The 6,286-nt window shown below is 38.6% G+C and carries 8 protein-coding genes and 1 rRNA gene; 1 reads left to right on the forward strand and 8 read right to left on the reverse strand.

Annotation, left to right across the window (positions count from 1 at the left end; genetic code table 11):
- Positions 1-433: ribosomal RNA gene (locus BM057_RS11060) — 16S ribosomal RNA — on the reverse strand; the annotation flags it as partial.
- Positions 434-1,098: 665 nt separating this feature from the next.
- Positions 1,099-1,809, reverse strand: coding sequence for an O-methyltransferase (locus tag BM057_RS11065; protein WP_092093787.1), 711 nt, complete (start codon positions 1,807-1,809; stop codon positions 1,099-1,101).
- A 197-nt stretch (positions 1,810-2,006) separates the two neighbouring features.
- Between BM057_RS11065 and cbpA the strand changes: the two genes are divergently transcribed.
- A complete protein-coding gene (gene cbpA, locus BM057_RS11070; protein ID WP_092093789.1) occupies positions 2,007-2,645 on the forward strand; it encodes a cyclic di-AMP binding protein CbpA in 639 nt (212 codons plus the stop codon).
- A 56-nt stretch (positions 2,646-2,701) separates the two neighbouring features.
- Here cbpA and BM057_RS11075 read toward each other — a convergent pair whose 3' ends face one another.
- The 6 genes from BM057_RS11075 to BM057_RS11100 all read right to left on the reverse strand — a co-directional run.
- Positions 2,702-3,193 carry a QueT transporter family protein gene (locus BM057_RS11075; protein ID WP_047391080.1) on the reverse strand — a complete coding sequence of 164 codons (492 nt, stop codon included), beginning with the start codon at positions 3,191-3,193 and terminating at the stop codon, positions 2,702-2,704.
- 188 nt (positions 3,194-3,381) lie between these two features.
- Positions 3,382-3,738 (reverse strand): type II toxin-antitoxin system PemK/MazF family toxin, encoded by a 357-nt coding sequence (locus tag BM057_RS11080; protein WP_047391077.1) that lies wholly within the window; start codon positions 3,736-3,738, stop codon positions 3,382-3,384.
- Between the two features lie 28 nt (positions 3,739-3,766).
- Positions 3,767-4,018, reverse strand: coding sequence for a hypothetical protein (locus tag BM057_RS11085; RefSeq protein ID WP_047391074.1), 252 nt, complete (start codon positions 4,016-4,018; stop codon positions 3,767-3,769).
- Positions 4,019-4,154: 136 nt separating this feature from the next.
- Complete coding sequence (gene alr, locus BM057_RS11090) at positions 4,155-5,282, reverse strand: alanine racemase (protein ID WP_092093792.1); 1,128 nt, start codon at positions 5,280-5,282, stop codon at positions 4,155-4,157.
- Between the two features lies 1 nt (position 5,283).
- Positions 5,284-5,655: a holo-ACP synthase gene (acpS, locus tag BM057_RS11095; RefSeq protein ID WP_092093794.1), complete on the reverse strand. Its 372-nt coding sequence runs from the start codon at positions 5,653-5,655 to the stop codon at positions 5,284-5,286.
- 360 nt (positions 5,656-6,015) lie between these two features.
- On the reverse strand, positions 6,016-6,286 hold a 271-nt coding region (locus tag BM057_RS11100), incomplete at its 5' end, for a transposase (protein WP_143074519.1).

A 6,286-nucleotide genomic window follows, 5' to 3' on the forward strand; every position in this document is an offset into this window, starting at 1 on the left:
TTCTTCACTCACGCGGCGTTGCTCCGTCAGACTTTCGTCCATTGCGGAAGATTCCCTACTGCTGCCTCCCGTAGGAGTCTGGGCCGTGTCTCAGTCCCAGTGTGGCCGATCACCCTCTCAGGTCGGCTACGCATCATCGTCTTGGTGAGCCGTTACCTCACCAACTAACTAATGCGCCGCGGGTCCATCCATAAGCGACAGCCGAAGCCGCCTTTCATCACTTGGCCATGAGGCCAATAGAGATATGCGGTATTAGCATCCGTTTCCGAATGTTATCCCCCACTTATGGGCAGGTTACCCACGTGTTACTCACCCGTCCGCCACTCCTTTATCTCGGTGGGTGCAAGCACCCGGTGAGATAAAAGCGTTCGACTTGCATGTATTAGGCACGCCGCCAGCGTTCGTCCTGAGCCAGGATCAAACTCTCATAAAAAGTGTTGAGTCTCACTCAACGTTTTTAATGAAGCTTGTAGCTCATTAATTGAATTGCTAGCGAATAAATATTCACTAATGTTGTTTGTTTTGACACTTGTCAAAACGCCCTACACATTGGTTCGTCTTACTTTGTTTAGTTTTCAAAGGTCAATCTTGTTTTCTTGACAACTTCTAAATGATAACACTTTTCAGAAAAGATTGTCAATAGTTTTTTATTTTTATTCAGTTATGAAAAAATCGATGAATAAAAATAAAAAACAAAAGTAAACGCTTCATCCTAATAATTAGGACTTTTACATGTTAGCACACTATCTAAAGGTTTGTCAACCACTTTTTTGCTAACATTCAAAAAACCATCAGCTGCTTTAACTTTTCTGTAGCAGCGACGTTTACTAATATACCAAGCTTTTTTCTTCTCGTCAACTCTTTTTTTCTTTTCTGTCTTTATAATAAACGGCAGTCTTAGCTCTATCGATTAAGTTTACAGCTGCTTTGGTGCCGCAGCGAGCTTAGTCTTGCAGGTTTTCTCGCAGTTACATCCTCTATTTTCATTTAAAATAGAGGTCAATTTCTAAACAACAGCAGGCATCCACCTGTCATTGCTTTCATCCTGATCGTTTAAATCAGGATGAAAACCAATACAGCCCGAACTTAGAATGAAGGTTATTTATTCAACTCATCTATCAAATAAAAAAAATCTGTTTCGTCTTTTTTTGTGATCAACAAAAGACCATCACCTAAAGGCAAGATACTCGCATCAAGCGATGGATGTTTTAAAACAACATCTAAAAAAGCATTTAGTTTACGATGGATGGTGCGGACTTTACGAGGAATAGTTTCAGTTGGCTCCAGAATCGTTCCGCCTTGTAAGACATCATCTACGATCAACATTCCCCCAACTTTTAAAAGCCGCATACATTCTGGAAAGAAATCATAATATTTAGCTTTAGCACTGTCCATAAAAATCAGATCATAAGGCCCATTAAGCGTCGGCAGAATATCTGCAGCTTGACCTTCTAGCAGCGTAATTTTATCTTCTATTCCTTGTTTTGCATAATTTTCTTTTGCTTCAGTGATCATTTTTTCATAACGATCAATTGTAGTAACCTGTCCATTTTCACCTACATGCTGTGCCATTAGGCTGGAGGAAAAGCCGATAGCTGTTCCTATTTCAAGGATTTGTGCTGGTTTTATCTGACCTAGCAGCACATTCAAAAAAACGACCGTCTCATGAGGAATGATTGGTACTCTTCTTTCATGAGCATCTTTTTCAATTTCTCCTAATTTGCCGGATAATGGTTTTTGTGCCGTTCGTAAAAAATCTCTTACCTTAGGATCGATAACAGGACGATCCATCATTTCGTTTTGTACCATACTTCTTCTCCTACTTTCTCCTCTTCATCTCTTTCTATTATACTGTTTTACGTTTTACAAAGAAACGCCCTTTTATCAAAATCCCCGTTTCTCTCCTGAAAATGAATTTATTTCTTTTCCATCCGTTGTTTTTTCCTATATCCTCCACGTCTATTGTGTTATGATGATGTTAAATAAAGCCAAAGGAGGAATAGAAAATGCTCATTAAAACACTTTGCATCCCAAAAAGAAAACTGACAACAGTAGATGAGGACTGCACTCTGCAGGAAGCCATTGATATATTAGAAAAATCCGGCTTTCGTTGTGTTCCGATTCTAGATGAGACAGGGACTATTTTTAGAGGAAATATTTATAAAATGCACATTTATCGTCACAAAGCTAATGGCGGTGACATGAATCTGCCTGTTACGCATTTATTAAAAAATGCAACAAAATATATTCATTTAAATGATTCATTTTTTAAGATTTTCTTTACGATCAAAGAACTGCCTTATATTTCTGTGTTGGACAGTGATAATCATTTTTACGGTATTTTGACTCATAGTTCATTATTGAATATGCTCCAACAATCTTGGAATCTTAATAATGGCAGTTTTGTTTTGACTATTGCTTCTGGCGGGCAAAAAGGTGACCTGGCCAGCATTTCAAAAATCATCAATAAGTTTGCAACGATCGTCAGCTGTATTACTTTAGATGTTGAAAAAGAAGATATCGTTCGCCGGATGGTGTTTACACTTGCACCTGGCGCGACCGAAGAAACAGTCAAAAAAATTTCTGAGTCTTTAGATAGAAAAGGCTACCGTGTTATTGAAAAAGAAGATTTGCGCCATTCATAATTTCTAAAAACACCATAATAGGCAAATAAAAAAAAGCTGAGAAAACTCAGCTTTTTTTATTTGCCTTCCATATATTGAGTAAAATGTACTTTATCATTAACATACTTCATAATAGGCATCCCAATTCCCATCACGACCAATTCGCCTAATGCAACAAAGCCATAATTCAACCAGAAAGGTGCATCGAAAGCTAACTTCAATTCCCAAGCAATGATGAATGAGAAGAAGACAAACATCGAAATATTAACGGCCATTTTAATCCACTCATTTTTGACATGTCGTGTTAACAGCGTCATAGCAATCAGAGAGATCAAAGAATGTGCTAGGCCAAAAACGATATCGTACCAACCAAGCGGTGAAAAAAGGTTAGCTACAAAAACGCCTGTGCCGATCCCGATAATGTATTTTTTATTGAACACGGCTAAGTGGTTGAACACTTCCGATAATCTAAATTGGACAGCTCCATAAGAAATCGGTGCTACTACAACCGTAACAGCCACATAAAGTGCAGCAACAATTGCGTTTGTCACTAAATATTTTGTTTTCATTTGTTTTCCTCCTAGTTTTTTTACGTGGGATGGTAGTTGAACGAACCACGGCAAGCATAACTTCTTTATTTTAACACTAATGACGATTCGATGCTACGTCTTCTTAAACGTTTAAACAAAAAAAGACTTTCTACCTTTAATGGTTAGAAAGTCTTTTAGTAGCTTTATATATATTAAGTACGTTTAGGTTAAGCATTATATTTTTTAGACAAGCCGATGCTAATCCGTAATGCATCATCGATTTTATTCATCATACTTGTATCTAAGTGCGTCACTTTTTCTCGAAGCCGTTGTTTATCGATTGTTCGGATTTGTTCCAACAGAACAACAGAATCACGTTCCAATCCGTATTCATCTGAAGAAACTTCTATATGCGTCGGCATTTTCCCTTTTTGGATCTTCGCTGTGATCGCCGCCACAATAACCGTTGGACTGTAGTGGTTTCCTACATTGTTCTGGATCACTAGAACAGGCCGCATACCGCCTTGCTCTGAGCCAACGACTGGAGACAAGTCCGCATAAAATATATCCCCGCGTTTAACCATAGTATCCTCCTCTCCCACAATACCGTGGCTAGAACAGGGTACTGACCTCTTTTTCACAAACCTCAAATTCATGACAGATATCAAGGTTGATTCGAGACATTTCCGCATATCCTTTACGCATGGTATCGATAATATTAAGTTTTTCTTTTATGATGTGCTGCATCATTTCATTCATAAAAACTTCTTGATCCATATCAAAAAATGTACAGTAATTAGCTATATCTTCATAAACTTCTAATTCCAGCTCGACTTCAACAGTTTTAGTCTCTCTATTGCTCATGAATTCTGCCTCCTAAAAGATAAATCCCCATAAATCTAAATCTTTTACTCTAGCTTATGGTAACACGGAAACAGAAACTTTAATACTACAATTTCGTAATATCTGAAAGTTTCAAAATTCAGTCACAATCAAAAGTTTAACAAACATGTTCGTACGTTCTAGGAATCCTTGACGAAAGAAGGCAGGCCACTTCATAATGAATCGTATGTAACTTTTCTGCTATTTCTTGCATCGTAATTTCATCTGTACCGCTTTTGCCAATCAACACCACTTCTGTTCCAACTGGCTTTTCTTGCGGCAATCTAATCATACATTGGTCCATACAAACTCGCCCTACGATTTCACATCTTTCTCCTTCTACTAATACCGTTTGCCCTTGCAAGCCTCGTGTCCAGCCATCTGCATAACCAATCGGAACAGTCCCGATCCACTCTCCCTCTTTTGCACGATAAGTTGCACCATACCCAACAGTTTCTCCTTCTGACATTTGTTTTACAAAAATCAAACGACTTTTTAACTGTAAAGCTGGTTTTAAAGAATAGGGGGTGGAAAGTTGGTTTCCTGAAGGATTTAACCCATAAAGAGCGATGCCGAAGCGAACTATATTAGATGAGAAAGATTGATGAAATAACGCCGTTGCGCTATTAGCAGTATGCACTATCTCAGGTTTTTTTACAAATGATTTGATCAGTTGACAAAACCGAGATTGTTGCAATTGAAACAACTGATCATCTTTTTCATCAGCCGTTGCAAAGTGGGTAAACACACCTTCGAGATAAAGATGCGAACTTTGACGAACGTAAGCTTCACACTGTTGGATTTCTTCAGCTGTTTTCAAGCCGATTCTTCCCATACCTGAATCGATCGCAAAATGAACAATTAAAGGATAGACAGTAGTTTTTTCGCGTAAGACTTGTTCTGCTTCTTGGAGCCATTCTAAACTGCTGACCGCTACTGAAAGTTGCTGTTCTGCCATTAAATCGGCATAAGCAGCTTCCACGATCCCCAAAATAAAAATCGGTTCCGTTATCCCTGCTTCGCGCAGTTCCAAAGCTTCATCTAGCAAAGCGACGCAAAATCCGTTTGCTCCAGCTTGACGAGCAGCTTTTGCTGTTTGCACCGCACCATGCCCATAGCCATCTGCTTTGACTACTGCGTAAAGCAAAGTATCTTCCGGAAGTCGTTTTTTTTCTTGTGAAATGTTCCAGCGGATCGCATCACAATCGATCACAGCTTTTGTTGGACGATGTATACCAGCAACCATTTCAGTTCTCCTTTCTTTCTGTCTGTTGTTCTAAAATGACTTGAGCAGCAGCAACCGTATCTGTATGGGTAATACTGATAAAGGCTTGTCCTTCATAAGGACTCTTGGTCACGATCGGTTGTCCTGCCCCGTTCGGAAGCACTTCAATATCGTGAAAACCAATTTTACCGATTCCGGTACCATATGCTTTTGAAAAAGCTTCTTTCGCTGCATAACGTCCCGCCAAAAACTCTATTTGCCGTCTTCCTTTTAGGCCATCAAAAATGTTTTTTTCTTGCTCAGTCAATACGCGTTCAGCAAACGTTACTCGTCTCTCTTGCGCCTCTTTAATTCGTTGAATATCTGTGATATCTAATCCGATCCCTACAATCATATCTGCCCCTCTTAAACTTTATGTACCTATTTGAGCTGCTTTCCTCATCTTTTAAGTAGGTATGCCGCTCGCTTGTTCACCAAACATTTTTGTTTTTCATGAACAGCTTTATTCTATCAAACTCGTTCAACATCTGCACGTTTTCTTTGTTGAATTTATCAGTAACTTAACAAATGACAAAAAAACGTTATCTTTCAAATACAAGGATGCTAAAGAAACTCCTGGATCGCGCTGTTTCTTAAAAAAGAAAACAACTAAAAAGGAGCAAGAATGTCTCATCCTGCTCCTTTTGGCTCTTTGACAAGTAGTGTTGGTGGGTCAAAAAAGTCAGAGCGATTACATCGCTTTGGCTTTTTTATTTTATGCTGCTTTTTCATCTTTAAAATACAAAGCTCTAGGTTGATAGTGAGAAGCAGTCAATCGATAAACAATCAATAGTCGGGCTCGCAGGTTATAGAAATTTCGATAGCCATATCCTGATCGTTTGATGTTCTTGATTTTGTTGTTCATTCCTTCAATAGGACCATTGGAAAGCGTATAGACAAACGCATTTTTAATGTCCTCTAGGTGTTTTTTAAACGTTTTAAGAACAGTTCTCACTTTTCTCGGTAAAGCATATTTTTTAGATTCT

It is taken from the genome of Pisciglobus halotolerans, from assembly GCF_900113675.1.
Classification (GTDB): domain Bacteria; phylum Bacillota; class Bacilli; order Lactobacillales; family Carnobacteriaceae; genus Pisciglobus; species Pisciglobus halotolerans.

Coding starts and splice junctions, on each gene's coding strand:
- BM057_RS11065 (WP_092093787.1), bottom strand. CDS start 1,809: ATGGTACAAAACGAAATGATGGATCGTCCTGTTATCGATCCTAAGGTA.
- cbpA (WP_092093789.1), top strand. CDS start 2,007: ATGCTCATTAAAACACTTTGCATCCCAAAAAGAAAACTGACAACAGTA.
- BM057_RS11075 (WP_047391080.1), bottom strand. CDS start 3,193: ATGAAAACAAAATATTTAGTGACAAACGCAATTGTTGCTGCACTTTAT.
- BM057_RS11080 (WP_047391077.1), bottom strand. CDS start 3,738: ATGGTTAAACGCGGGGATATATTTTATGCGGACTTGTCTCCAGTCGTT.
- BM057_RS11085 (WP_047391074.1), bottom strand. CDS start 4,018: ATGAGCAATAGAGAGACTAAAACTGTTGAAGTCGAGCTGGAATTAGAA.
- alr (WP_092093792.1), bottom strand. CDS start 5,282: ATGGTTGCTGGTATACATCGTCCAACAAAAGCTGTGATCGATTGTGAT.
- acpS (WP_092093794.1), bottom strand. CDS start 5,655: ATGATTGTAGGGATCGGATTAGATATCACAGATATTCAACGAATTAAA.